This window comes from Microcoleus sp. T3_D1 (assembly GCF_036700405.1).
Classification (GTDB): Bacteria; Cyanobacteriota; Cyanobacteriia; order Cyanobacteriales; family Microcoleaceae; genus Microcoleus.
In genome coordinates, this window is sequence record NZ_JAUBOV010000002.1 from 55,734 (window position 1) to 81,258 (window position 25,525).

Here is a 25,525-nt window from a genome sequence, read left to right on the forward strand (position 1 = left end):
GTCACAGGTGTCGGCGTTGTGACAGGTGTCGGAGTCGTCACAGGTGTCGGCGCAGGCGTCGGAGTCGTCACAGGTGTCGGCGTTGTGACAGGTGTCGGCGTTGTGACAGGTGTCGGCGCAGGTGTCGGAGTCGTCACAGGTGTCGGCGTTGTGACAGGTGTCGGAGTCGTCACAGGTGTCGGCGCAGGCGTCGGAGTCGTCACAGGTGTTGGCGTCGTCACAGGCGTCGGAGTCGTCACAGGTGTCGGAGTCGTCACAGGCGTCGTCACAGGTGTCGTCACAGGTGTCGTCACAGGCGTCGGAGTCGTTGCACTTGGGGTGATTGAAGGCTTCGGCTCCGGTGTCGGAGTCGTCACAGGTGTCGGCGCCGGCGTCTGAGTCGTCACAGGCGCAGGCGTCGGAGTCAGCGCAGGTGTCGGTGCAGGTGTCGGTGCAGGTGTCGGTGCAGGCGTGGGAGTCGTCACAGGCGTCGGAGTCGGCAAAGGCGCAGGTGTCAGACTCACAATCTTGCTAGAATCAGCAATAGTCAATCTGGCGTCACCCTCCAAAACTGCCAAATATTGCCCTGTTAAGTCATCCTGAATAATCGTGTAGCCAGCATTAACCCCTGTGCCCACATAAATCTTGAGGTCATCAAAGGCAACATCGTTCCTTAACTGAATTACATCCTCACCCTCTGTATAATCAACAATCAAATCGGCATCCGAAAGCTCAGTACCCCCAGTATTTTTACCAATAAAAAAAGTGTCGTTACCATTCCCCCCAGTTAAGGTATCTGCTCCCTGATCTCCATAGAGAATGTCATTCCCCAAGTTGCCAAACAAGCTGTCATTGCCTTTACCACCGTAAACTGTATCGTTATCTATTCCGCCATCAACTGTATCCTCGCCTTCGTTGCCGTATATCAAGTTATCTCCAGCATTAGCAAATAGCCGATCGTCACCTTTGCCTCCGTAAACTGTATCGTTACCTTTGCCACCGTAGACGGTATCATTACCTTCATTACCGTATAGCTTGTCATCTCCTTGCTTCCCGTAGATTAAGTCGTCTCCATCACTGCCAAACACTAAGTCAGAGCCTTGTTGTCCAAATATTAAATCTGCATCGGGCGTGCCATTGAGAGTATCGTCAGCCAACGTTCCATTAATGTTCATGTTGCAATCTCAGTGTGAATACTAGATTTATCCCTATTCGAGCTACAAGTCTTTCTCCATTTCTGAAAAAATGACTTGCTAGCCTGTATTTTTAGATCCTGCGATCACCCTAAATGTATGCGAAGTCAGGGATTTGCTATGTAAGCAAAACTCTTGCATAGCAAAGCTTTCGTCGCGATCGCACTCACAAAGAACTCAGTCTGCAGAAGGCGCATTGCAGCCTCCCATTTATTTATCAGGGGCAAATCCAGAAAATTATGCAAAATCCCAGAAAATAAATTAAAAAAATTACTGGCAGTGGCCGAAACTAGAGTCAAAGCGAGAAACTTACCAAAGTTCAGCCTTACTCCCCTGTCGGGTCGCTAACTGTAGTCAGTGACGGCTAAAAAGCCCTCCCACAAAGGTTTTGACTTTTAAATTTCATTACTTGCGCTTTAGCATTCACTTATCATACGCTAGCGGAGTCTGGCAATAAACTGACACTCATCAGGAGTTATGTTAGAATTCCATCAGGAAATTTAGAGACACCCATCTATGGCATCCACAAACGATCGCTTCGTCGAAGCCGAAAGCCGCTGGGACTTAAAAACTCTGTACTCGGACTTGGCCGCCGTTAAGGGAAAGCCCCTCACCCCCGTAGAAAAGCTGCATCTGCGGGGGTTGCTTTGTGGCTACAGTCCCGCTGAAATCGCCGAAAAGCTGAAAAAGAATCCCAAGGGTGTTGAAACTGACCTGTGTGCCACTATTTATAAATACGTTAAAGCCTTTCTGGGTAAAGGCGTTGAAAAGATAGAAAATTGGAGAAATATTGCGGAATGGCTTGAGGATGCTGGATATAAAACTCAGTCGTCTGCTAAATTCCAAACCAAAGATTTATTACCGGAAAATAGTGTAGTTAATATAAGTAATATAAGTATTGAGAAAAATCAAATAGTAATTGTTTTCAAGCTGCAAATACCTACTTCACCAGATTCAGAACTCTCAATACAAAATCTAGACATCAACGATAACAACGGTAACTAAAATTTTGCCACAAATCAACAGATTGGTAGGGTGAAGCGACTAAAATCTGGAAGCGCGATCGCACCTTTACCCGATCGCGCGCGGCGATCGCACACTGCATTTCTCACAAAAGGGCGATCGCGCTTCTATTGTGCTATGATTCGATCGGAGCATCAGTGACTAAAAACAATAGCAAGAATTACCATTCAAATTCGCGACGAACTAGCGATTGCGATCGATAAATAGTAGTAGGTATTGCTAGTGCAATGTAACGCATCAGTCATAGATTAGAATAGAATAGAGACAAACGTGCAATCCCCCCGAACTGCAATAAAACAATAGCCAGCCGATCTTTACCTATGAGTATCACCCTCACCCCCGAACAAGAACAACTCATCCAAGCCCAACTCGCTAGCGGGCGCTATACCAACGTTACCGAAATCATTGCTGACGCGCTACGGCTGCTGGAAAAACGCGATCGATACAATCGCTGGGTAGAAGAAGTTTGCGCCAAAATCGACATCGCCGCCACACAACTCGATCGCGGTGAAGGAGTGGATGGTGAAACGGCGATCGCTCAAATTAGAGCCAAATTTCACAAAGCTCGATCGGTATAATCCCTGATGAGCCAATATATCATCTCACCTGAAGCGATTCGCGACCTTGACGAAATCGCAGACTATTTCGTCGCACGCAACGTTGAAGCAGGCGAACGATTCATCGATGAATTCACTAAAAAATGCCGCTACTTGACACAATTTCCTCTGATGGGACGCACTTATAGTCAACTTCGCCCCTACTTGCGCGGTATTCCTGTGCAAAACTACATTATCTTTTACCGCATCGCGAACGATGGAATTGAAATTATGAGAATTATCAGAGGCGATCGGGATTTAGAAGCTTTTTTTGAAGAGAATGGAGCATAGGTTAGGAATCAAATGACTGAAGAAGAACTCTGTAAGTTATATGAAAAAATTGACGCAGGTGTGAAAGTAGCAATTGCCGAAGCATATGAAAAACACTGCAGACTAGGACAATCAATTAGTATCTGGCGTGATGGTAAAATCGTGACTATAACTGCTGCTGAGATTCCACCGCTATCCAATAACGACCCTATATAATTATAATTCCCGTCGTCTATTGTGCTACCATTCAATGAGAGCGTCAGTGAGTAAAAAAATGGCAACAATTACCCTTCAAATTCCCGACGAACTAGCACTGCGGCTAGATACTCTCAAAGATGAGTTACCACAGATTTTGATGCTGGGATTGAGGGAAGTCGAAGCCAATCCTTCAAGCGGATTTTCGGGGCTAACGAAGATATTAGAATTTATAGCAAGTTTACCCTCGCCACAAGAAATATTAGCCCTGCGTTTATCCGACGATCTTCAAGCTGAAATCGATACTTTATTAGAGAAAAATCGCACAGAAGGACTCACGCCGATGGAGCAGCGTTTGTGGCAGCAATACGAATTTGTCGAACATTTAGTACGCATTGCCAAAGCGCAAGCCCTGCTGAAACTGAGCGAGGCTGCATGAGTAAAACCTACGTTTCAGCTAGTCTGCGACGAATGGTATGCGATCGCGCCAACGGATACTGCGAATATTGTTTAATCCCAGAAACACTCGCCCTCTCGTCTCATCAAATAGACCATATCATTGCAGAGAAACACAGTGGCGAAACAGTAGAAAATAATCTGGCTTTGTCTTGCTCAATTTGTAACAAAAATAAAGGCAGCGACATTGCCTCGATCGATCCAGAAACAGATGAAGTGGTTCGACTTTACAACCCTCGAAAAGATAGCTGGGAAGACCATTTTCAACTTCAAACTGAAAGTGGTACAATCGAACCTCTAACTGCGATCGGTCGAGTCACTGTGCGTTTATTGCAGGTTAATCGTGCAGAATGTCTGACCGAACGTAAGCTATCGATCAAAATTCGATCGTTAACAAAACCCAATTAAGCGATCGTGTTCAAGCCACACCATAACCTCTATATTGAATTTGATCTAGAAGACTATGAGTAAAAGTTGAAACGCAATTATGCCAAATATTTACATTATTGGCGGCCCTAATGGTTCAGGCAAAACGACAGTTTCCCTGAGATTGTTACCTGATTTTTTAGAATGTTTTGAATATGTCAATGCAGATGCGATCGCCGCCGGGATGTCCCAATTCAATCCAGAGTCAGTCGCCATCCTCGCAGGACGCTTAATGATACAAAGACTGCGGACTTTATCAGACTCTGGCACTGATTTCGCTTTCGAGACAACTTTAGCAGCTCGTAACTTTGCTCGATTCTTGAGCAACTGTAAAACCAAAGGCTACACAATCAACCTGATTTACTTCTGGCTGCAATCCCCAGAAATGGCAATTGAACGGGTGCAACAACGGGTGGAAAGTGGTGGACATTCTATTCCGGAAGATGTCATCCGCAGGCGATACGATCGCGGACGCAGAAACTTAACTTCATTATACTTACCATTGTGCGATAGCTGGATAGTCTATGATAATTCTAGAGATACTATCCGACTAATTGCTGAAGGAAGTGCGGAAGGGGAAACCCTAATCTCTGACCGTGAAACTTGGAATCGCATTATAAATTAGTAAAATGACTGAAAAAAGACTTGTCAAGTTATCCGATCGCATTGACGCAGGTGTCAAAGCAGCCATCGCCGAAGCAATTGAAAAACACCGCAGACTAGGACAATCGATTAGAATCTGGCGTGACGGAAAAATCGTGACTTTAACTGCTGCTGAGATTCCACCCAGAGCAGACAGCGATACTGCTTTTTAGCCTTGAGAAATCGGGTTGTTTACGGAAATACTTCATTGACGCTTTAACAGTCGCGAACAACCCGGTTTTTTGGGTATTTATGCGTAAACCCTTACATAACTAAACACAGAAGCTAGCGCATAACAAACAACCAATAATCCTTAACTCAAAACAGAATTATTGTCAACAGTATTTTTGCGGAAATATTAAAAGTTAAATAAAAATTGCTACCCACATTTGCGAATTATAGCACTTTGTTCAAAGTATTGGCAAATGCTAAGTTAATTAAAGATTTGATGAAAGAGACGCAGAAGTGTTTACATTGGCGATCGCAATTTTGTTATTCTATTAGTAAGTTTCATTCGAGCGACTGAATTTTTGTACTCCAGTCCTACCCCTAAACAGAACGGCAGTTTCCACAATGAGAATTTTAGTCACAGGCGGCGCGGGTTTCCTCGGTTCCCACCTAATCGATCGCTTAATGGCCCAAGGACATGAGGTAGTCTGCCTAGATAATTTTTACACCGGTACTAAACGCAATATCCTCAAATGGCTAGACAACCCGTATTTTGAGCTGATCCGCCACGACATCACCGAACCGATTCGGTTAGAGGTAGATCAGATTTACCATCTGGCTTGTCCCGCTTCCCCAATACACTATCAGTACAACCCTGTCAAGACAATTAAAACAAACGTCATCGGTACGATGAATATGTTGGGATTGGCTAAACGGGTAAAAGCAAGATTCTTTCTGGCTTCCACTTCCGAAGTGTACGGAGATCCTGACGTACATCCACAAACAGAAGATTATCGCGGCAACGTTAATTGTATCGGGATCAGATCGTGTTACGACGAAGGGAAGCGAGTAGCTGAAACCCTATCTTTTGATTACCACCGTCAAAATGGTGTAGACATTCGAGTTGTGCGAATCTTCAATACCTATGGCCCGCGGATGTTGGAAAATGACGGCAGAGTAGTCAGCAATTTTATTGCTCAAGCTTTGCGGAATCAACCGCTGACAGTATACGGCGACGGTTCCCAAACGCGGAGTTTCTGCTACGTTTCTGATTTGGTGGAAGGATTTATTCGTTTGATGAATAGCGACAAAATCGGGCCGATGAATTTGGGGAATCCCGGCGAATACACTATATTGGAACTGGCACAAAAAATTCAAAACACGATTAATCCAGGGGCAGAAATTATCTTTAAACCGCTGCCGGAAGACGATCCAAAACAGCGACAACCGGATATTACTCGTGCTAAAACTTGGTTGGGGTGGGAGCCAACTGTGCCGCTGGATCGAGGTTTAGAGTTGACTATAAAGGATTTTCGCGATCGCATCGAGGGAAACCAAAAGTAGAGAGTGAGGATTTGTAGGGGCAAACCCCCCGTGGTTGCCCCAGAGATTGGTAGGGGCAAACCCCCCGTGGTTGCCCTCGCTAGGGGTATGCACGGGGAGTAGGGGTAGCACTACCCCTACAAGCTGTTTTTTCCTTCTCTCCTAGATAACTAAAGCCTTCTCCGTTCTTCCTTCTTCTTTCAACATCCCATCTGATTTATTTACCAACTTTGAGGACATTTGTATGCAGGTTTGTGTCATCGGTACAGGATATGTTGGCTTAGTCACCGGCACTTGTTTGGCCCACATCGGCCACCACGTGATTTGCGTAGACAACAACGAAGAAAAAGTTAAATTAATGAAGTCTGGACAGTCGCCTATTTTTGAACCCGGACTGTCTGAATTAATGTCCTCTGCATCTGCGTCTGGCAATCTAGAATTTACTTCGGATTTAGCAGCAGGAGTGTCTCACGGGGATATTTTGTTTATTGCCGTGGGGACGCCTCCTTTGCCTACTGGGGAAAGCGATACTCGCTACGTGGAAGCGGTTGCTCGTGGAATTGGAGCTCACCTCGACGGCGATTACAAAGTAATCGTAAACAAATCTACAGTGCCCATCGGTTCCGGGGACTGGGTGCGAAGAATTGTACTAGACGGTTTAGCAGAACGTCAAAAACCTCACAGCGGTGACGAGGTTACTGGTGAGGAAGTAGCAGCAAACAAAGGTGTTCAATTTGATGTGGTTAGCAACCCGGAGTTTTTGCGGGAGGGCTGTGCTGTTTTCGATACTTTTAATCCCGATCGCATTGTTCTCGGCAGCAATTCTCGGCGGGCTATGGATATGATGCTACAGTTATACCGGCCGATTGTCGATCGCAAGTTCGCAGAAAATCCGTCTTTGCCGGAAGTTCCTGTGGTGATGACTGATATCAGTTCAGCGGAGATGATTAAGTACGCAGCTAATGCTTTTTTGGCTACGAAGATTAGCTTTATTAATGAAGTTGCTAATATTTGCGATCGCGTCGGTGCAGATGTTACTCAAGTGTCCCGAGGTATCGGTTTAGATTCACGGATTGGCAACAAGTTTCTGCAAGCTGGCATTGGTTGGGGCGGTTCTTGTTTCCCCAAAGATGTCTCGGCTTTAGTTCACACTGCTGACGATTACGGTTACGAGGCGCATTTGCTGAAAGCGGCAGTGGAAGTTAACCAACGCCAGCGTTTCATTGCTATTGAAAAGTTGCAGCACGTTTTGAAGATTCTCAAAGGTAAAACTATCGGACTTTTGGGTTTGACTTTCAAGCCGGATACTGACGATTTGCGGGATGCTCCAGCGCTGATTTTAATCGAGAGTTTGAATCGGTTGGGAGCGAAAGTTAAAGCTTACGATCCGATTGTTTCTCAAACTGGGATGCGTCACGGTTTGTCGGGAGTTTTGGTAGAAACTGACCCGGAAAGGTTGGCAGACGGTTGCGATGCTTTGGTGTTGGTGACTGACTGGGAACAGTTCCGCAATTTAGATTACGAGAAAATGGCGAAGTTGATGGATCATGCGGTGATGATTGATGGCCGCAATTTCTTAGACAAGAAGGCTTTAGAAGCGGCTGGTTTCCAATATGTGGGGATTGGAAGGTAAAGAAGAGTTTTGAGTAGAATCTCAATTTCGTAGGGTGCGCCGAAGCGCACCTTACATTTATCTTGCTGGTGGCCAACAATTGCGGGTTTACCCCCTCCACCTGCTTTAAAAATTCTCCATCAATGCTTTTTCTTGAGCGTAAACATCTCGTAGCTGTTGCAGCGCTGAGGCAGAAATTACCGATTTAACTGTAGCTACTAATTTACCCCACTCAAGCAAGCTGTCAACTGAAACAGCCGCTTTGAAGTTGTACGTATAGAATTTAGTCCAAAATTCGGGTGCTTGTGTCCGTTTCCAGCGTTTGTACCAGGCGACAAAATCTTGAGCACAGGGCCGTTTTACTTCTAAGATAGGGGGGAAATCGGCGTAGCTGACAAATCGACTCAGGCCTTTGGCATGAACGTACACCACGTTGTGGCAGCATTCGATCCGGTATATCTGTTCCGGTGATATGTTGAACAGGAGTGCTACTGTTTCTTCGGTGACAAATCTCGATCGCGGATTGACGATCGACGATTTGTGAATAATTTTTGATTCGCCGATCGCTGACGATCTTAACTGATTCTCTGATATCATTGGAGTTGCATCTGGTTGTGGTAGCTAAATCTATCTCTGCTAAGTGCGATCGACAGAAATTATCTGTCGGGATTAATTTTAACTGGCGCTCGTCTTTAGTTTCGTTGACTCCGCCGCAAAACGGAGACAATCCGCGACTTCTGCCATGAGAGGCGCAAAATTTTCGACCAACGTTCAAGCTCCCAGATTCATCTTTAGAGTTAATCTAAAATCTAAAATCTAAAATCTAAAATCGAATGACCGGGGCGATCGCTTTTTGATATATTATACTAAATCCAAAATTTTGTAAATAGTGAATATGAGCAAAGGCTTAGTCAGATTGCGGGTTCGAGAGTTGGCTGCCGAGAAGGGATGGACGCTCAAGGAAGTTGCGGAGCGATCGGGCGTGGGCTACAGTACGATTAGCAATTATGCCCGTTCTCAGGGGATGGCAATGGTTGACTTTGCAGCAGTCCACAAGCTGGCTCGCACCTTTGATGTGATGATTGAGGATTTCGTGGTAATCCTCGAAAAGTAGGTGCTGTTTGGCGATCGAGTTTTGTTTTTGCGCTCGACCTTTTGGTGTAGATTATTGACCAATAGGCGTTTGTGACCAGAAGTCTTCCCGCCAAGTAAATAAGACTTGTTCTTCAGCTTGCCTAAATTCAATGTTGAAGCGATCGAACACGACTTCTCGGCCTAAAAGCAATTGTTCTCCACCTGTATTGGTTTGCAACCAGGCGACGGGAGCAATAAAACCGTGTCCGTCAATAGTCATTTCAACATTGCGGATTACATACTCAACTCTTCCGCCTACAGTTTCTGCCAATAACGAAGATTCTGCATCAGCTAAAGCAAATCCTAAGTCTTGACCAAGTTTAAAGGAAATTAAACTCAGTTCAGCGCCGGAATCTACTAACATAGTTGTAGAAATTTCTACATCTCTATGCTTCATTTTAACATGATAGTTGGGCTGCCAATTATGGCGAGAAACTGTCCGAAAGCGAATAGATAAAATTTGAATAGAAGCAGTGGAACGGGGAACCAAATAAATTGCATAAAGCTCTCCAGAAGCTTGAGCTAAATCCAAAATTTCCCGCAAATTTTCACTGTGAGCGATTAATCGATCGGCGTTGTAAGCAACATATTGATTGCGATAGAAATCTAATAAATCCAGTCGATTGCGGTTGAGCCACTTTAGCATCTCGCGACTTTGTTCTTTCGAGGGTGTATTAGTCATAAATTTGGGGATTATTATGATTATACAATTTAGGATAATTAATTATAGCATTTGGAATCTGGTTGTGCGATCGCAGAGCGGATTTATGCAAAAAATGGAAGAGTTATATAGTCTTTCTCCGTCACATGAGGTATGCGGGCGAAAAAGGGCAAGAGAGCCAAAGTAATCGGTTCAGGTACAAATCAATTCAGAAGTGTCATAGTCTCTGCGATCGCTTCGTTCCTCTCTTCGGACAACCTTCGCACTTAGCAGTATTGGTCTATAATCAAACTAACCCCTTGCAGCAGCGCATCAGGAGAACCGTCAAATGTCAGATCCAATTACCTTGGGCTTGCTTTTCACAGTCGCTTGGCAAGGCATTCTGGGCACTCAAGTCAACGATGCACTGAATCGCGCTTGTTTGACGGGGATAAAAAAGCTATCACGAAACGGAAAAATTGTCAATCACGATTTAGAAAAAGCGCTGAAAACATCTTTCCTGAAAGCTCAGCAACAAATCGCCTCAGAATGCAAACAGGAAATCGAGCCGAAAAATGCGGCTAACCGAGAGAGTTTTGCCTATTCGCTGCAAGACAGGCGCAGGGATTTTGATTGGTTGAAACGAAAGCTCGAAAAGCTCAAATTAGATTTAGAGCAAGTTGATAAAGAAACAGTCCCCTTTGGCATTCCCATTGCAGGGTTAGATGAGATAGAATTGCTGCTGACTTCCCCAGATGAGTTAAAGCAGAATCAGGTTGAAGCAGTTAAGCAAAAATTGCTGGAAGTCGCCCTAGAAAATTGCCATGTCGCACCCTACAAGACTAAGTTAGAGCAAGAATTATTTGCCTTAGTATCTGCATACTTTGCTCAGGAAATCAAGGAAAATGAGAAAGTTTTTCAGATTTTTACGGGGCAGAGTTTAACGCGGATTGATAGCACAACCCAAGAGATGCACGCTTGGCTTGAGGAGATAGTTGAAAAGAGCAGCCTTGCATACGTGCCGATTGACTGGCAAGCTATTTGCCAGCAGATATTAGAGGAGAAAGAACAGCAGCGGCTTACTAGCAATCAGCTAACTTTTGGCAACCATGAAATAGATGATGTTTATGTGCCGCTGGGATTGGTGGAACGGCAGAAAGTGACTCAGCGACGCGAGGATGTTGCGGCTGAGGAAGGTTTAAACTTTTACCGGAAAAAACAAATTACTCAAGGGTTTGAACACAGCGAGTTTCTTGAGCAATTAATCCAGCAAGGAAGTAGCCCGAAAAGCAATGGCAAGCGGTTAGGAATTATTGGGGAATCGGGGGCGGGAAAAACAACGCTGTTGCGGCAGATTGCGAATTGGGTAGCGGCTGAAATTTCCGAGGCGATTGTAATTTGGGTATCCTTGGCGGATTTGCAGGGGAAGGAATTAGAACCGTATTTATTTGATAATTGGCTGTTGGCGGCTATTAAGAGAATTGGGAAGGCTGAGGCGACTGCGGAAATTAAGGATGATTTTTTAGCACAGTTTAATGCTGAGCGCGTTTGGTTGGTGTTGGATGGGGCGGATGAGATGGCTGTAGGAGATGAAAATCCTTTGGCGGAAATTCAGCGGCAAATTAGAACCGGCGGCTGCATTCAAAAGGCGCGAATTGTGCTAAGTTGTCGGCAGAATGTTTGGGATGCGATCGGCTCTGCGTTGGATACTTTTGATACTTATCGCACTCTGGAATTTTCCTATCCCGAACAAGTAGAAATGTTTATCGATAAATGGTTTCGATCCCCCCCTACCCCCCCCTTAAGAAGGGGGGGGACAAGAGAAGACGGGGGCGGGAAACAAGAAGGGGAAACTCTTACTCCCCCCTTATTAAGGGGGGCTGGGGGGGATCTTTCTCAACAGCTACGCGAAGCATTAGCAGCATCGGGAAAAGAGCGAATCCGAGATTTAGTGAAAAACCCCCTGAGATGTTCGCTGCTGTGCGGCACTTGGCAATCCTTGGATGGGGATTTGCCGGATACTAAGGCGAAGCTTTATCAGCGGTTTGTGACTACTTTGTATCAGTGGAAAAAACCGCGCCTGAATTGGATTCAGCAGCAGGAATTGAATGCGGCTTTGGGGAAATTGGCACTTTCAGGGATGTTAAATGAAACGGATCGGTTTCAGTTGCGAGAAAGTGTGGGATATCGGGTGATGGGTGCATCGCAGTTTGAGTTAGCTTGTCGTTTGGGTTGGCTGAATTTAGTCGCGAGGGATGCGGAGACGGCGGAGGGGATTTATGCTTTTTACCATCCGACGTTTCAGGAATATTTTGCGGCGTTGGCGGTTGAGGATTGGCACTTTTTCTTGAATCATATTCCCCCGGAGGGCGGGCACGGGGGCACCGCCCCTACGAGGGATGGGGTGTACCGGATTTTTGAGAAGCAGTGGAAAGAGGTTATTTTGCTGTGGTTGGGGCGGGAGGAAGTAGGGAAGGAGGAGAAAGAAGCGTTTATTAAGGCGTTGGTTAAGTTTAAGGTTAGGTGGGATAAATTTTATGGATATCGTGCATATTTTCTAGCGGCTGCGGGGATTGCTGAGTTTAAAGATTGTAGTCTTGCTGATGAGATTGTGTCGCAGATTGTTATTTGGGGATTTGGTTATTTTAATAACCAAAAACAGGATTGGCGGACATTTCTCGATCCAATTGTCGATAGAGCAAGGGAAGTTCTGAAAGAGACGGATCGGGAAAAGGCGGGTTCCGCTTTAGTCGAGTTAATCCGCAATTCAGGTGATGAATATACCCGGAGGCGAGCGACAAAAAGCTTAGGGAAAATAGGCAAATATCACCCAGAAACTATCTCCGCTTTAGTCGAGTTAATCGGTACTTCTCAGGATGAACATACTCGGTGTGTAGCGGCAGAGAGCTTAGGAAAAATAGAAAAAAATAACCCAGTTGCGATCGCCACTTTAGTCGAGTTACTCCGCAAGTCAGTTGAGAAAAAGACCGGGAAGCAAGTGGCATATAGCTTGGGAAAAATAGGCAAAGATAGCCCAGAAGCGATTGCAGCTTTAGTAGAACTAATCCGCACTTCAGATCATAACCATTTCTACCCGCATTACTGTCGGTACAACGTACCTACTTGTATAATATTGGCATATAGCTTAGTGAAAATAGGGAAAAATAATCCAGTTGCGATCGCCGCTTTAGTCGAGTTAATTCGCACTTCAGAGCATAAAGTTACCCAAGAGCGAGCGGCAGAAATTTTAGGTAGGATAGACAAAGATAACCCGGTAGCGATCGAAACTTTATTGGAGTCAATCCGCAACTACCGTCCTAAAGATACTCGTTATCAAGCAGCAGAAAAATTAGCAAGAATCGGCAAAAATAACCCAGTTGCGATCTCCGCTTTAGTCGAGTTAATCCGCACTTCACGTAATCAAGTTACCCGGTGGCGAGCGGCAGAATGCTTAGGGAAAATAGATAAAGATAACCCAGTTGCAATCAGCGCTTTAGTCGAGTTAAGCCGCAATTCCAATGAAAGGACCCGGTGGTCAGCGGCAGATAGCTTAGGTAAAATAGGTAAAGATAACCCAGTTGCGATCGCCGCTTTAGTCGAGTTAATCCGCAATTCCGGTGCTGAAAGTACCCGGTGTCAAGCAATAAAAAGCTTAGGGGCAATAGGCAAAAATAACCCAGAGGCAATCTCCGCTTTAGTCGAGTTTCTCGGTACTTCTCAAGGTGAATATACCCGGCTTGAAGCGGTATCTAGCTTAGGGGAAATAGATAACAATAACCAAGTTGCGATCTCCACTTTAGTCGAGTTGCTTGGCACTTCTCAGAATGCCTATCATCTGTGGGAATTGGGAAATAAATTAAAAAGAATAGGCAAAAATAACCCAGTTGCGATCGCCGCTTTCATCGAGTTAATCCGCACTTCAGGTGATGAACTGACCAGGCTTCAAGCGGCAGAATATTTGGGTGAAATAGACAAAAATAACCCAGTTGCGATCGCCACTTTAGTCGATTTCATCCGCAATTCACGTGATGCAGATACCCGGTGTCGAGCGGCATCTAGCTTAGGGAAAATAGAGAAATATCACCCAGTTGCGATCGCGACTTTAATAGAGTTGATTCCTAATTATCACCCTGAATATTCTATTTTTGACCCGGCAGATAGCTTACTGAAAATTATGAAAGGTAAACATTTCGCTACCGCAGTTTCAGGTTTAAAAAAATGCCTAACTTCCGAAATCTACAAAAATAATTTTGGTCGGAATGAAAGATGTCACGAAGTCATCTGGGAGTGTGCCGAAAATATGACTTACCCAGAATTTTATCAAGCATGGCACGCTTAACCCACCGCTGGAATTGCCGTTAACAGGTTTTCCGCGAAATCAAGAGGACTTGCCGAATGCGGTACAGAATTGGATTGGGGCGAGGGGATAAGTCCCAGATCCAGGGGCCGGACACGGCAATGCCGTTTCCCTACAGGAATCACAAAAACGTGCGATCGACCAAAAGCAGATGCGAACCAATCCTTTAACCTACAATACTATTTCTAGAGATGCCATCACCGAGCCTCCCAAAGACTCCCCCAAACCATGCCCAAGCCAAAAAAGACCCCAGCCAAAACCTACACTGAAATCAACCTCAGCGATCCTCAATACTACTTCAACCGAGAACAAAGTTGGCTAGAATTCAACAACCGCGTGCTCCACGAAGCCCTCGACCCCCGCACGCCCCTCCTAGAAAGACTCAAATTTCTAGCTATTTTTAGCTCCAACCTAGACGAATATTTTATGGTGCGCGTGGGCGCCCTCAAACAACAAGTACACGCAAAAGTCAGCAAATTGACCTCCGACGGCCGCACGCCCCAACAACAGCTAGATGCCCTGAACAAGCGGCTTTTGCCGATGGTTACTCAGCAGCACTCGTATTTTGAGCAAACCCTGCGGCCGAAACTAGCAGCAAGCGAAATCTACATTCTCGACTACATTGACCTCAATCAAGAACAGCGCAATTACTTGCACCGCTACTTCAAAGAACAAGTATTTCCCGTACTCACTCCCCTAGCAGTTGACCCCAGCCACCCATTCCCCTACCTTTCCAATCTCAGCCTCAATTTAGCAGTAGTAGTCAGAGACCCCGACACGCGCGAAGAATTGTTTGCCCGCGTCAAAGTCCCGCAGGTTTTGCCGAGGTTTGTGCCGCTACCGGGGGATTTGCAGTGGCAGCAGAGGGGCAAATCTCCTGTTTGGACTGGCGTGCCCCTAGAACAGGTGATTGCCCACAATTTAGAAGCTTTGTTTCCGGGGATGGACATTCAGGAATATCACCCGTTCCGCATTACTCGCAATTCCGATTTGACGGTGGAGGAAGATGAGGCAGAGGATTTGCTGCTGGCAATAGAACAGGAACTCCGCAAGCGCCGGTTTGGAGGTTCTGCGGTACGGATGGAAATTCAAGCGATTATGCCCCCTGCGCTGCGAGATATGCTGATGGAGGAGCTGGATCTCAGTGAGCAAGATGTTTACGTCGTAGAGGGGCTGCTAGGCCTCAAGGATTTGATGTCTTTTGTGGGGCTGCCGGTGCCGGAACTGAAAGACCCGCCTTGGACTCCGGTTGTGCCGCCCCGTTTGCGGAACTCGGAATCACCCATGATTTTAGGCAAATTGATGTTGGATGCTGAAGAGGGTGAGGATATTTTCACCGCCATCCGGCAGGGGGATTTGATGCTGCACCATCCCTATCACTCGTTTGCGGCGACGGTACAGCGGTTTATTACTGAGGCGGCGCACGATCGCTCCGTGTTAGCGATTAAGATGACTTTATACCGCACTTCGGGTGATTCGCCGATCGTCAGCGCCTTAATTCAAGCAGCGGAAAACGGCAAGCAGGTAGCCGTTTTAGTAGAGCTCAAAGCTAGGTTTGACGAAGAAAATAATATTAATTGGGCTCGCAAGTTAGAACAAGCTGGAGTCCACGTAGTTTACGGTTTGGTGGGACTCAAAACCCACACCAAAATTGTGATGGTAGTGCGTCGCGAGGACGATTACATCCGCCGCTACGTCCACATCGGCACTGGCAATTACAATCCCAAAACAGCCGGACTCTATACCGATGTGGGTTTGTTGAGTTGTCGCGAGGATTTGGGATCGGATTTGACGGATTTGTTTAATTATTTGACTGGTTATTCGCGGCAGGTATCTTATCGCAAATTATTGGTGGCACCGGTCAATATGCGCGATCGATTTTTAGCTTTAATCCGCCGCGAGGCAGAATTCTGCCGCTTGCAGGCCGAAGGCGGCATCGGTAGCTGTGGCCGCATTGTCGCTAAAATGAATGCTTTAGTTGACCCTCAAATCATTGTTGCTTTGTACGAAGCTTCGCAAGCGGGAGTTAAAATTGATTTGATTATTCGGGGGATTTGCTGTTTGCGTCCCGGCGTTGAGGGTGTTAGCGAAAATATCCGAGTTATCAGTATTATCGGTCGCTTTTTAGAGCATTCTCGGATGTTTTATTTTTTCAACGGTGGCGACGAAGAGGTGTATATTGGTTCTGCTGATTGGATGCAGCGCAATCTCACAAGACGGGTTGAGGCCATAGTTCACGTGGAAGACCCGACAATTGCCAAGGAATTGCAAGAAATTTTGGGAGTAATGCTGGCTGACAACCGCCAAGCTTGGGATTTGCAGCCCTCGGGACACTACTCTCAACGGCGGCCGCCTGCTAATTGCCCGGAGGTGAGCTCTCAGCAAATTTTGATGGATATGGTTTTGAATTAGTTATTAGTCATTAGTCAGTAGTCAGTAGTCATTAGTTGTCAGTGGTCAGTTGTCAGTTGTCAAATTTGCAGTTAGCAGTGGTCGGTTCTTGTTAGCTATTAAGCTGTACTGCATTTAATTTTTACTTTGTGGGCGGGCTCTCCGGCCCACCCCACAAGATTTTTACTAACATAATTATCGAAATTAAATGCGCGACAACTAATGACAACTAATGACTAATGACTAATGACTAATGACTACTGACTAATGACTAATAACTACTTAACTGTTAAAAGTACGCTTGAATTCTTCTAATAGATCGTCAATTTCTTCGATCGCCTGACTCACATCTATTCTCATGGCTCCCAAGTCCGATCGATCTAACAGCCGCACGAGGGATTCCCGCTTGACTTCGATCTGTGCTACGCGCTCTTTGATTGTCTGTGCATCCATTGTTTTTTGCCTTTGCTAGTATTAACAAAAATATTTGACATTCCCCTCTGCGAACAGACGGAGATTCTTAATTCACCGACATACCTTTTTGGGCAAATCCTTCACTGTTTATATATGGGAAGTGATGAACCTGCTCAGGGTTTTTGAGTCTGTGTGATAGTTTGATGGTACATCAAAACCTCAGCCAAACTCCAGCCACATTTTAGCGCAAAAAAGGCGGACGTTTGGTATCTGCGGGTTTATTTTTCATCATTCCAGCTAAAAATCGCTTCAGGGCTTTCTCCCGGTTTTTCATAAAAGCAGCCCAAAATCCCGGTTGATATTCATCCATCGTCTTGGCTAGGGCCCAGACATCGATCGCTAAGATATTATAAAGCCTTTCATCTTCGCGCTTGAGCGAGTTAATCTGCTCCAGAACTGCCTTGTTTGCTCCAGCAGTTTGTTTGTCTTCGTCTTTAATCATGTCCGAAAAATGGTTGAAAGGGCAAGAGTGTCGATCGCGATCGCAACTCTGTATACTTTGATGATACTGCCGATCTCGATTGCCTTCTGGAACCAAAGCCACGCTATTAACACGGATATTTACCGATGGCGCGCCCGGGCGAGTCCGGCTGGATAAGCTTCTGAAGCTAGAGACAAGACTGTGGATGCACACCGCTCCCGCGCTCATAGATGCTAGCAGTTTTTGCACGTCTTTTGGCAAAAAAACTAAATTTATTCAAGACTTTTTGACAGATAATAATTAAAGTATATTATTTCTGTCGGACTACTTACCTCACTAATATGTTACGCAAAATTTCTTTAGCAAACCTAGCCTTAGTTGTTGGCGGTATTATAGCAGCAGTCGGGTTCGGAGCCTACTTCACAGACAGACCTACCCTGAACCTAGCCGGGTTTTTTTATGGAATTCCGCTGTTGCTGGGAGGTTTGGCCCTGAAAGCGGCCGAACTCGAACCCGTGGAGTTCACCGAACCAACCTCTGCTGAAGTTCTCCTCCTGCGAGAAAGTCAGGCCACAGATACTCAAAACCAAGTCCGCAAAGATATCACTCGATTTCGCTACGGCCAACCCGCGCACTTAGATGATGCTTTGGAGCGCTTGGGCCTGGCCCCGACAGACGAGGAACGGCCTCTCCTGCAAGGGTTACGGGAAGTTGATGTTGACGGTGCTTATGGGTTAATTTTAGAGTTTTATTCGCCACTACTGCCGATCGACTTATGGGAAGAAAAGCAAGACAAAATAGCTACTTTTTTTGGGCCGGGTTTGCGCGCACAAGTGACTCAAAAGGCTGGTGACAAAATTGACTTGGCTCTAATTAAAAATACTCAAGCTTAAAGTATTCTGAAGTTTTGAGTGCAGAAATTTAGAAATCGCCAATTAATAATTAATCCTGCATCGGCTCAGATACTGATTTTAGCGGCAGCGTGAAACCTGTCGCTATCAACAAAATCTCAATCCGCAATTGAGCGATCGCGCAAATTAGATTTTCCTTAATTAAAATAGTAGTTTAGAAGCGATCGGCAATCTTAAATCTGGAGAAGCACAAAAGGTTTCGTCCCAGAGTAGGATAGGTATTATCGGCGCAGGAACATCAGGAGCTTATCTGGCAATTTTGCTGATTCAACAAGGGTTTAATTTTTGGCAACCAAACTCAAATAATGGCTGAAACCTTTGTCCAGCAACTCTTATAAAAATAAGATGCCTTTGCCCTCGTCATAAAATTGGTCATCGTTAGCCCACGCGAGAAACTTAGATAAAAACTTAAATAAAATAGGTTTTTTCGCTCCCCTGAAAGAAACCGGGTTTCAGACTTAAGCAAATTAATGTTTTTAGAGAAACTGGAGGCAAGTTAAGGATAAACAGAGTTAATCAGCCTTAGCAAACAAGCGAGAACGAGTAATAAAACGTTCTCCATCCGGCCCTTCCAGGGAAAAATCGCTGCCTCCGGGTCCCGATGCCACGTCTATAATTAACTGCGTGTGCTGCCAATATTTGTATTGCTGCGCTGCAATATAAAACGGACAACCGCCTATTTCGCCGAGTAATACGTCACCATCACCGATTATCAATTCGCCATCGGGAAAGCACATGGGGGAACTACCGTCGCAGCAGCCGCCGGATTGGTGAAACATCAATTCTCCGTGTTGAGTTTTGAGATGATTGATTAATTTTAAAGCGGCTTCTGTTGCGGTGACTTTGGCAGTTTCCATTGCAGTCTGTTTAGAACAATTTCTAGTTATTATTATGAGTTTGTAGTAAGCTTTCGGGCATCTAAATTGTATTTTTGGGCGGGCGGGACGCCCACCCCACAAGCAGAAAATTCACTCTTTGTGGAACAGGCATCTTGCCTGTTCCTGACCGAATTTAATAGTTGAAGGACTTTAGTCCTCACTACAAACCAATGAGTGAAGAATTTAGAAAAAACCTAAAGCTTTCGGGCTGTAGCTGACCAACAAATTCTTGGTTTGCTGGTAGTGATCTAACATCATTTTGTGATTTTCGCGGCCTATTCCAGATGATTTGTAGCCGCCGAATGCTGCGTGGGCTGGATATAGGTGATAGCAGTTTGTCCACACGCGGCCTGCTTGAACGGCGCGGCCCATGCGGTAGGCGGTGTTGATGTCGCGAGTCCAAACTCCTGCACCTAAACCGTAGAGGGTATCGTTGGCAATTTCTAATGCTTCGGCTTCGTCTTTGAAGGTGGTGACTGCTAATACTGGGCCGAAGATTTCTTCTTGGAAAATTCGCATTTTGTTGTTTCCTTTGAAGACTGTTGGCTGGAAATAATAGCCGTCTTGCAAGTCCCCGGATAAGATGTTTCTTTCACCTCCAATTAGACATTCTGCGCCTTCGGCGTGACCGATTTTGACGTATTCGGCGATTTTTTCCATCTGGTTGATGGAGACTTGCGCGCCGAGGGCGGTTGTCGGATCTAAGGGGTTGTCTTGTTTGATTTGGCGGATGCGATCGATCGCCCTTTCCATGAATCGATCGTAGATTGACTCCTGAATTAAGGCGCGGGAGGGACAGGTGCACACTTCGCCTTGATTGAACGCAAACATGACTAATCCTTCGACTGCTTTGTCGAGGAATTCATCATCTTGGGCGCAGACATCTTCAAAGAAAATGTTGGGGGATTTGCCACCTAATTCTAGGGTGACGGGGATGACGTTTTGGGAGGCGTATTGCATGATTAGCCTGCCGGTGGTGGTTTCGCCGGTGAAGGCGACTTTGGCAATCCGGGGACTGGTGGCTAGGGTTTTGCCGATTTCGGCGCCGGGCCCGTTAATCACGTTGATTACGCCGTCTGGTACTAAGTCGGCGATGATTTCCATCAGTACCAAGATTGAGGCGGGGGTGGGGCCTGCTGGTTTGAGCACGACGCAGTTGCCGGCGGCGAGGGCTGGGGCGAGTTTCCAAGCGGCCATTAATATCGGGAAGTTCCAGGGGATGATTTGTCCGATGACGCCTAGGGGTTCGTGGAAGTGGTAGGCGACGGTGGTTCCGTCGAGTTCGCCGATCGATCCTTCTTGAGTTCGGATGCAGCTTGCGAAGTAGCGGAAATGGTCGATCGCCAGTGGTATGTCTGCGAGGCGGGTTTCGCGAATTGGTTTACCGTTGTCCCAGGTTTCGGCGATGGCGAGGCGATCGAGGTTTTCTTCGATGCGATCGGCAATTTTGTGTAAAACCCGCGCCCTATCGGCTGGGGAAGTCTTACCCCACTTGTCTTTCGCAGCGTGGGCGGCATCTAGTGCCAATTCTACATCCTCGGCGGTCGATCGGGGAACTTGACAAATTGATTTTCCTGTAATTGGAGACAGGTTTTCCGAGTATTTCCCTTTCACCGGTGGCACCCACTTACCGCCGATAAAGTTGTCGTAGCGAGTTTGAAAAATCGACTGACTGCCGGATTGAACTGGTGCTGCTACTACCATTTTATTACCTGATTAAAATTTGTTTTCGCGGAGGCTTGAAATCTCTTGAACCTCAACTATCCTCTATTTTCCGCAACTTCGGTCAGTTCATATACAAAATTTTACATTTTTCCAATTTTTTGCAGTCCCTGTAGGGGCGGGTTCACCAACAATCTGAGGCTAAAACAAACCATCTCAAAAACCCGCCCCCACCAACGGTAAACACGATAAATTAACTGTGACGCACCTCTCCTTTGTGCGGCTATAAAATTAGCAGATAGCTGATAGTAATTTTTGACAAAATGGCGGGTTATGCCAGCCAACAAGGGAGCAAAAAGGGGCGCTTTAAGGTATTTGGTAATTTCCCTAGTGTTATCAGCAACATCAATATAAATCCCCTGAAAATCGACCTGACATCATTGCCAACCCAAATCACCGGCGTAAATTTGATTTATTGCAACTATTACAACTCTTGAGCCGACTCTTATAAAACATCGCGTGAGTGAGGCTATTCAGAAAAGTTTGATTGATATGAGATGTTGCACCATTCTCAATAAGCTTTTTATGAACAGGCAAGATGCCTGTTCCACAATAAATTTCACTCTTGGTGGAACAGGCATCTTGCCTGTTCTTGAGAAGGGTGCAAGATGTGAGATTTGCCCGATCTGCATAACGCTCAATCTGTGGCAAATTTCCGAATTGTTTCATCAGCTAGATGCCTAGCCGTCCCTCGCAAATAATCACGTTTTTAAAATTTGCATCCCGAAAGTCAAACCATCGCAGCGTTTTATTGCTAAAATCTAAAAAAATAGTAAATAAGTGCATTCATCATTATCAAGGTGACGATATTGCATAATATTTATTAGCACCATAAGCAATAAGGGTTAAAACACTCAATGTCTGCTCAAGGGTTTTATCGTCGTTCACTCCCCGATTGTGCTATTGCCTTTTCCTCCGTAGAGGGAAAGCAAATATTTCGAGAAGCGTTGGCATTGGGAGGTATGGAAGGGTATTTTGCTCTAGCGGAACAGTTTCATACTCAAGCAGAACCCGCTTTTTGTGGATTGGGTAGTTTAGTTGTTGTTCTTAATGCCTTATCCATCGATCCGGGTCGCATTTGGAAAGGGGTGTGGAGATGGTATGGAGAGGAATTTTTAGACTGTTGTTTACCTCTTTCAGTCATTAAAGAAAACGGTATTACCTTTGATGAGTTTGTCTGTATAGCACGTTGCAACGGTGCTGTTGTAAAACCTAATCGTTACCACCAAAGCAGCTTGGAAAACTTTCGGCAAGCAGTTGAGAAAGTGACTGCGGCGTCAGGTGATATTCATCTAGTTGTTTCCTACAGCCGAAAGGTATTGGGACAAACGGGTGATGGTCACTTTTCACCAATTGGTGGCTATCATCCAAAGCGGGATCTAGTTCTTCTGCTGGATGTTGCCCGTTTCAAATATCCACCTCACTGGGTTTCTCTGCCTTTGTTATGGCAAGCATTTGAACCTGTCGATCCCGTCACTAATCAATGTCGAGGTTATATTTTATTGCAGAAGAGTGAAAGGTTGCCAGAAACCTTTTTTCATGTTGCTTGTGATTTACATCAGTGGGGTAGTGTGGCTACTTACTTTGCAGAAATACTCCCCGATATTCTGAGTAAAGAGCAACCTGATTCAATTGCTTCATTTGTCAGTACCATCCTGCACCATTGGCCTGTTGAATTCACAACTATGGTGCATACCTCCTCAGAGACTGCAGAGAAACTTGAGAAATTACGGGCCGCTATTGAGTTAAATTCACTGTTTGATATTGTTCACCAATGCTTGTCAAGCGATGACTCGGATGCAATGTGTGTTGTAGGGAAGTGGCCGCACCAGCCATTCGTAGCAGAGATAATAACAGCAATATTACTCTCCTGTCCCGAAACGCTCTATGCAACTCTCAAACCCGAGTTACGACTGTGGTTTAGTGAGGTTCGTCACCTTGAGAAACTACTCCCTCCCTTGGATATAGAGATATTTAGATTGAGAGAACAAATGTCCGCACTCCAGGAGTTTTACACTTTATATTCAAAGGGACATCAGTGTAATATCCCTAGTGCGGGCTTTGGAAAGTGGGAATGAAAACTGGCTGCGCTGCGCCCTCCAAGACAAAATTCACCAACCTTACCGACAATCTCTGATTCAGGGATATGAAGCGGTGCAAGAAGCTGCGTTGAAGGCAGGGGCTTTTGGAATGGTGATTAGTGGTGCCGGGCCGACGCTTTTGGCTTTAACGGATGCTACTAATGCTGATGCGGTTGTGAGGGAAATGGTGGCTGCTTGGATGGAATCTGGGGTGAAGGCTGATGTAAGGGCGATCGGGCTTGACACTCAAGGAGCGCAAATCTCCAGTTAGTTGGTTTAGCTTGACAAAAAATCTAATTTGTGGTGTGCGATCGGATTTTATTACCTCTTTGGTATCAAAAAGCGATTTCCTGCAGGATAACTCCGCTTCACGCACTTTTTTAAAGCCAACTTTCCGCACCCTTTAGTTTCACGATCGTTTTTTTCGTAATTTTGCGAACAAATTAAGTTACTTTTTATACAATAAACAGTCAAGCCGTTGGGCGATCGCCAGTCCCAAATCCTCACTCATCTCAAAACTCGTAGCGTGACACTTCAGTACACGGAAGTGGATTAAAGCTTCGATGAAGTTTACTTCCTGATGGCCAAAAGCACTTGCGAGCGATAAAAGTTACTGATATTCTTAAATCTATCGGTTAACAACAGCAATAAAAAAAACCAACTTATTGCCATCACATCAAATTTTTGTCAGCCTCGCTGGCAGGTTTTCACCTGTCGAGATAACACATTGCGGGCGCAAGGTAAAACCCAAAAATCCAGCATGGCATGGACTAGCTTTGCTTGCGAAATTTCATAAACAAACATCCTCAAAATCAGCATTTTTGGGTCACTTTTATTGCAAGCAAAGGACTTAAATCATGTTACAAATCGAAGCATCTACTCCCCAACTAACTGCTAATAATTCCATCATTCCAGACATTGCAGAAGACTTGCAACTTGCAAATTATACCAGCAATCATTCTTCCCCCTCCGCCCCGAAAAATCCCCTAACAACAAACGAAACATCCTCCACAAACTCCAGCATCGAACTATCATCATCAAACAACCAAATCCTCGACAAAAACCCAGAAAACTCTCCCCAACCAGACACAGACGCCTTCATCCTCAACAAAAATCCCACACCAACAACCAACCAAATCCCCCAAGAACCGCAAACATCCACCACTAAAACCGACCCAATAACAGGCGATACAGCCAAACCAGCAACTCAAAATAACATTTCTTTCGACTCCGGCATTTTCCAAGCAGACGAAACAGGTAAAATTGTGTTCGATTACCTATCAGACGGAGGCTGGTATCAAGGAGAACTAGCAATTATCAGCCTCACAGGAATGCAAGAATTTGTTCCCGATTCCGAAGCATTCATACTAGAAGCAGCCAGACGCGCAGGGAGCAACTCCTCACTCGGTTATATCGCCATTTCTGACAGTACAGAAGCAGCTTCATTCTCTAGTTTAGAGGGAGAAAACAACTTCAATATCGGAGAATACCGAGGAATCAAAACCTTCGCAATGACACCAGGAGACGAACTTGGCATCATCCTAGTTCCCAACGGCACAATACAGCAAGTATACGACAACCCAGGGATTGGCGGCGACAAAAAGCCCTTATTCTCAATGGCGACAGCTAATTCCAGCGATGCTTTTCAACGGGGACAAATAGCCAGTGTTGCGAATGGTGGCAGTATATTTGTCATGGAAGATATGGGGATAGGAGAAGGTAGCGATGCTGATTACAATGATATCATATTTTCCCTCAAAGGCGCAACCCCTAGAGTCATTTCAATGGATGATGTAATTGCCAAAAACTCCGATTGGCGTACATCAGAAAAAGGCAAAGAATTGATAGGTGACGCTGCGCCAAAAACTGAGACTAAATTAGAAGACAAAAAAGCAGATACTACTTCTGCAACAAATCCTGTTGAAACAAAACCAGAAAATTCTCCAGCGACAGAAACCAAAAATCCGACTGTTTCCGAAAATCCCAATTCAGATCCAAATCCTGCCGATCCAAAAACGGAAAACTCCTCTGCGACAGAAACTGAAAATCCGACTGTTTCCGAAACTCCCAATTCAGATCCAAATTCTGCCGATCCAAAAACAGATTCTCCCGCAGTCGAAACCAAAAATCCGACTGTTTCCGAAACTCCCAATTCAGATCCGAATTCTGCCGATCCAAAAACAGATTCTCCCGCAGTCGAAACCAAAAATCCGACTGTTTCCGAAACTCCCAATTCAGATCCGAATCCTGCTGAGATAAAAACGGAAAACTCCTCAGCGACAGAAACTGAAAATCCGACAATTTCCGAAAATCACAATTCCGATCCGAATCCTGCTGAGATAAAAACGGAAAACTCCTCAGCGACAGAAACTGAAAATCCGACAATTTCCGAAAATCACAATTCCGATCCGAATCCTGCTGAGATAAAAACGGAAAACTCCTCAGCGACAGAAACTGAAAATCCGACAATTTCCGAAACTCCCAATTCAGATCCAAATTCTGCCGATCCAAAAACAGATTCTCCCGCAGTAGAAACCAAAAATCCGACTGTTTCCGAAATTCCCAATTCAGATCCAAATTCTGCCGATCCAAAAACAGATTCTCCCGCAGTAGAAACCAAAAACCCGACAATT

25 protein-coding genes are annotated in these 25,525 nt (G+C 45.4%); 18 read left to right on the plus strand and 7 right to left on the minus strand.

Going from position 1 to position 25,525, the window contains the following annotated elements; genetic code table 11:
- A partial coding sequence (locus tag QT992_RS02025; RefSeq protein ID WP_333376432.1) for a calcium-binding protein occupies positions 1-1,154 on the minus strand: 1,154 nt, incomplete at its 3' end.
- Between the two features lie 534 nt (positions 1,155-1,688).
- Between QT992_RS02025 and QT992_RS02030 the strand changes: the two genes are divergently transcribed.
- From QT992_RS02030 to QT992_RS02080, 11 genes are all read left to right on the plus strand, one after another.
- Positions 1,689-2,177: a helix-turn-helix domain-containing protein gene (locus QT992_RS02030; protein WP_333313209.1), complete on the plus strand. Its 489-nt coding sequence runs from the start codon at positions 1,689-1,691 to the stop codon at positions 2,175-2,177.
- A gap of 30 nt (positions 2,178-2,207) precedes the next feature.
- On the plus strand, positions 2,208-2,336 hold the full coding sequence (locus QT992_RS02035) for a hypothetical protein (RefSeq protein WP_333335355.1): 129 nt from the start codon (positions 2,208-2,210) through the stop codon (positions 2,334-2,336).
- A gap of 179 nt (positions 2,337-2,515) precedes the next feature.
- Positions 2,516-2,773 carry a type II toxin-antitoxin system ParD family antitoxin gene (locus QT992_RS02040; protein ID WP_333199092.1) on the plus strand — a complete coding sequence of 86 codons (258 nt, stop codon included), beginning with the start codon at positions 2,516-2,518 and terminating at the stop codon, positions 2,771-2,773.
- 6 nt (positions 2,774-2,779) lie between these two features.
- Positions 2,780-3,082 (plus strand): type II toxin-antitoxin system RelE/ParE family toxin, encoded by a 303-nt coding sequence (locus QT992_RS02045; protein WP_333223215.1) that lies wholly within the window; start codon positions 2,780-2,782, stop codon positions 3,080-3,082.
- A gap of 12 nt (positions 3,083-3,094) precedes the next feature.
- Positions 3,095-3,277: a hypothetical protein gene (locus tag QT992_RS02050; RefSeq protein WP_333313212.1), complete on the plus strand. Its 183-nt coding sequence runs from the start codon at positions 3,095-3,097 to the stop codon at positions 3,275-3,277.
- A gap of 58 nt (positions 3,278-3,335) precedes the next feature.
- Positions 3,336-3,695 (plus strand): hypothetical protein, encoded by a 360-nt coding sequence (locus QT992_RS02055; protein WP_333199098.1) that lies wholly within the window; start codon positions 3,336-3,338, stop codon positions 3,693-3,695.
- The gene (locus QT992_RS02060; protein WP_333335352.1) at positions 3,692-4,120 is read left to right on the plus strand and encodes an HNH endonuclease signature motif containing protein; all 429 of its coding nucleotides are present in this window, start codon (positions 3,692-3,694) and stop codon (positions 4,118-4,120) included. Before QT992_RS02055 ends, QT992_RS02060 begins: the two co-directional genes overlap by 4 nt.
- A 79-nt stretch (positions 4,121-4,199) precedes the next feature.
- Positions 4,200-4,763: a zeta toxin family protein gene (locus tag QT992_RS02065; protein ID WP_333313214.1), complete on the plus strand. Its 564-nt coding sequence runs from the start codon at positions 4,200-4,202 to the stop codon at positions 4,761-4,763.
- A 4-nt stretch (positions 4,764-4,767) separates the two neighbouring features.
- Positions 4,768-4,953, plus strand: a complete 186-nt coding sequence (locus tag QT992_RS02070) for a hypothetical protein (RefSeq protein ID WP_333280537.1) — start codon at positions 4,768-4,770, stop codon at positions 4,951-4,953.
- A 400-nt stretch (positions 4,954-5,353) separates the two neighbouring features.
- Positions 5,354-6,292 carry a UDP-glucuronic acid decarboxylase family protein gene (locus QT992_RS02075; RefSeq protein ID WP_332984036.1) on the plus strand — a complete coding sequence of 313 codons (939 nt, stop codon included), beginning with the start codon at positions 5,354-5,356 and terminating at the stop codon, positions 6,290-6,292.
- 223 nt (positions 6,293-6,515) lie between these two features.
- Complete coding sequence (locus QT992_RS02080) at positions 6,516-7,904, plus strand: UDP-glucose/GDP-mannose dehydrogenase family protein (RefSeq protein WP_333313216.1); 1,389 nt, start codon at positions 6,516-6,518, stop codon at positions 7,902-7,904.
- A 105-nt stretch (positions 7,905-8,009) separates the two neighbouring features.
- On the opposite strand, the gene QT992_RS02085 is transcribed toward QT992_RS02080, so the two are convergent.
- Positions 8,010-8,480, minus strand: a complete 471-nt coding sequence (locus tag QT992_RS02085; RefSeq protein WP_333335347.1) for a hypothetical protein — start codon at positions 8,478-8,480, stop codon at positions 8,010-8,012.
- Positions 8,481-8,778: 298 nt separating this feature from the next.
- Here QT992_RS02085 and QT992_RS02090 point away from each other — a divergent pair, with 298 nt between their 5' ends.
- Positions 8,779-8,997, plus strand: a complete 219-nt coding sequence (locus QT992_RS02090; RefSeq protein ID WP_006632503.1) for a helix-turn-helix domain-containing protein — start codon at positions 8,779-8,781, stop codon at positions 8,995-8,997.
- A gap of 51 nt (positions 8,998-9,048) precedes the next feature.
- On the opposite strand, the gene QT992_RS02095 is transcribed toward QT992_RS02090, so the two are convergent.
- Complete coding sequence (locus QT992_RS02095) at positions 9,049-9,699, minus strand: retropepsin-like domain-containing protein (RefSeq protein ID WP_333335344.1); 651 nt, start codon at positions 9,697-9,699, stop codon at positions 9,049-9,051.
- Between the two features lie 307 nt (positions 9,700-10,006).
- Between QT992_RS02095 and QT992_RS02100 the strand changes: the two genes are divergently transcribed.
- Positions 10,007-13,996, plus strand: coding sequence for a HEAT repeat domain-containing protein (locus QT992_RS02100; RefSeq protein ID WP_333376434.1), 3,990 nt, complete (start codon positions 10,007-10,009; stop codon positions 13,994-13,996).
- Between the two features lie 246 nt (positions 13,997-14,242).
- On the plus strand, positions 14,243-16,426 hold the full coding sequence (ppk1, locus tag QT992_RS02105; RefSeq protein ID WP_333313222.1) for a polyphosphate kinase 1: 2,184 nt from the start codon (positions 14,243-14,245) through the stop codon (positions 16,424-16,426).
- A 261-nt stretch (positions 16,427-16,687) separates the two neighbouring features.
- Here the strand turns inward: ppk1 and QT992_RS02110 are convergent, their stop codons facing one another.
- Together QT992_RS02110 and QT992_RS02115 are read right to left on the minus strand one after the other, a co-directional pair.
- Positions 16,688-16,858: a hypothetical protein gene (locus tag QT992_RS02110; RefSeq protein ID WP_333104150.1), complete on the minus strand. Its 171-nt coding sequence runs from the start codon at positions 16,856-16,858 to the stop codon at positions 16,688-16,690.
- A 202-nt stretch (positions 16,859-17,060) separates the two neighbouring features.
- Positions 17,061-17,561, minus strand: coding sequence for a hypothetical protein (locus tag QT992_RS02115; protein WP_333376436.1), 501 nt, complete (start codon positions 17,559-17,561; stop codon positions 17,061-17,063).
- An 80-nt stretch (positions 17,562-17,641) separates the two neighbouring features.
- Here QT992_RS02115 and QT992_RS02120 point away from each other — a divergent pair, with 80 nt between their 5' ends.
- Entirely contained in the window at positions 17,642-18,193 is a 552-nt protein-coding gene (locus QT992_RS02120) for a DUF2854 domain-containing protein (protein ID WP_333335336.1), read from the plus strand.
- A 530-nt stretch (positions 18,194-18,723) separates the two neighbouring features.
- Here the strand turns inward: QT992_RS02120 and QT992_RS02125 are convergent.
- Positions 18,724-19,068 (minus strand): DUF779 domain-containing protein, encoded by a 345-nt coding sequence (locus tag QT992_RS02125; RefSeq protein WP_333313225.1) that lies wholly within the window; start codon positions 19,066-19,068, stop codon positions 18,724-18,726.
- Positions 19,069-19,272: 204 nt separating this feature from the next.
- A complete protein-coding gene (gene exaC / locus QT992_RS02130; protein WP_333376438.1) occupies positions 19,273-20,793 on the minus strand; it encodes an acetaldehyde dehydrogenase ExaC in 1,521 nt (506 codons plus the stop codon).
- An 875-nt stretch (positions 20,794-21,668) separates the two neighbouring features.
- Here exaC and QT992_RS02135 point away from each other — a divergent pair.
- The 3 genes from QT992_RS02135 to QT992_RS02145 form a co-directional block, all read left to right on the plus strand.
- Positions 21,669-22,889: a phytochelatin synthase family protein gene (locus QT992_RS02135; protein ID WP_333376440.1), complete on the plus strand. Its 1,221-nt coding sequence runs from the start codon at positions 21,669-21,671 to the stop codon at positions 22,887-22,889.
- Positions 22,864-23,163, plus strand: coding sequence for a hypothetical protein (locus QT992_RS02140; RefSeq protein ID WP_333313228.1), 300 nt, complete (start codon positions 22,864-22,866; stop codon positions 23,161-23,163). Before QT992_RS02135 ends, QT992_RS02140 begins: the two co-directional genes overlap by 26 nt.
- Positions 23,164-23,749: 586 nt before the next feature.
- Positions 23,750-25,525 (plus strand): DUF4114 domain-containing protein (locus QT992_RS02145; RefSeq protein WP_333376442.1); only part of this gene is annotated, 1,776 nt, incomplete at its 3' end.